At 32.4% G+C, this 1,923-nt stretch carries 1 protein-coding gene; it reads right to left on the minus strand.

Going from position 1 to position 1,923, the window contains the following annotated elements:
* Positions 1–762: 762 nt before the first annotated feature.
* Positions 763–1,824: a hypothetical protein gene (locus QTO00_RS19020; RefSeq protein ID WP_331426151.1), complete on the minus strand. Its 1,062-nt coding sequence runs from the start codon at positions 1,822–1,824 to the stop codon at positions 763–765.
* Between the last annotated feature and the right edge of the window lie 99 nt (positions 1,825–1,923).

The raw sequence follows: 1,923 nt of genomic DNA on the forward strand, positions 1-1,923 counted from the left end.
AAGTTAAGAGAACGTTCAATTAGAGAACTATCGGTAATTAGACTTATAATACTTAATAAGGCGAGAGCAATAAATAAAAACGCCGTCCATTTAATAATACTGAAAATTTCAAATTTAACCTTATAGAGAAAAACGTATATGGCAAGTACAACAACTCCTGTTCTAGAGCCACACATAAGTACCGCTAGGACTAACGCGAAGATAAGAAGTAGCTTGAATCTTCCCGCGCTATTCCTGTCTATAAAAACAGCTAAAAGAGCAAATATCAAACTATAAGATGGAGAGTTAGATGTTCTATGATCCAATAAGGAAAAAGGAATAGAAACACGTGTTTGCCAGTGTAAAACGTCAGATGGGATAGAGACTAAGAAATACAGAATATAAAGAAGGTGATAAATTACCAAAAAAATAATGACATAATAGACTAACTTCTCTTTTTTAATCCTATATTCATAAAATGAGTAGAAGAAAAGAACACATAAAAAAACAAAGTACTTATAATAGAAAACTAAGTGCGTAGCATATGGGAATCCAGAGTAATTAGTCAAACTACTAAATACAGCTATACAGAAAAAAGCTAAGATAAAGCCAACTTGTATTATCTCGTTCTTACTAAATCTTGAGTCATTCGCCACATACATTATGAAGAATATCAGTGCAAAATCTGCGAAACGAAAATGTAGAAATACACTGTGGTTAGTTGTAAGACTAAGAGCCAATAGTACAAACCAAGCCATATGTAACCAATTAGATTTACCCTCATTAAATAACATCTTTAAATGCCTTACCAAAGGATTTTTCATCTATAGATTGATAACACCTACTCATAGATTTAGACACATACTCAAAGTTTATTTCCGTAATATTTTCTATTCGTAAAATAGCGTCATCCATATTCCCTCGGATAAAAGAAACATGTTCTTCAATATCTAAAAAGTAGGCAAATTCTGGGCCCATATGAGAAGAATATTCTGAGTGAAATATCGGAATTAAATTTAAGTGCGCATAATGAACAAGAGATAACCCAGCGTCTCCTGGATAAACACCAAATGAGCAAGGTTCTGAAATCCTACTTATTTCACATTCATCAGATATATGACCATGAAATATTACGTTAGCACTTTTACTACTGTCTCTGCATAGCTCTAAAAGTTCACCGTCCCCTATAATGTGGAGCTTCCGAGACAAACTAATATGAGATGATTCAAATGCGGATATAAGCTCCAACACATTTGATCGTTTCCTTAACCTACCAATAAAGATAAGGTCGCCATCATATCTTTTAGAGCGCGGTAAAGATGTAGTTGAAGAGAATCGAATAGTATTATTAACAAAGTCAATTCTTTCAGACATTCCTATCTTAGACTTTAGATCATTGCTTGAAAAGCTATTATAGCAAATGTACTTTTTACTTGAACTAACCACATACTTATATACAAGTCGCCTAATTAAACTAGGCTTATCATACCTATATAGTCCTTGTCCATGACATAATAAGTTTCGATTTAATAAAACATTAAGAAGTATGATAAGCCAAAAGTCTAAAAACCTAAAGTTTGCTTGAATAAAGAACACATCATAGTTGTCAAATAGGTAAGATTTAACAGTTTTAGACTGATAAAAAAACTTCCAAATTTTCGTCACCTTGGAAACTTTACATCGAAAAGCTGCATGATATTTTTCTTTATACTCTTTAAATCCAACACCCGAGTCTCCGATAATTAGATTAACATCCATTTCGTTGCTTAATTCGATATACTCATTTAACCTATAAGACAAATAGTCAGGTAACACTGAAATGAGCTTTGTTCTTTTCTTAATCACAAACTATCCAAAACATTTTAACCAGAATGATGGGAAAAGCATTCTAATCACAGACTTAAATATAATAATTGGCCATAGTGGCCCCCCGTACTTGAAAAT

Origin of the sequence: Vibrio sp. M260118 (assembly GCF_036533755.1) — a bacterium.
Lineage (GTDB): Bacteria > Pseudomonadota > Gammaproteobacteria > Enterobacterales > Vibrionaceae > Vibrio.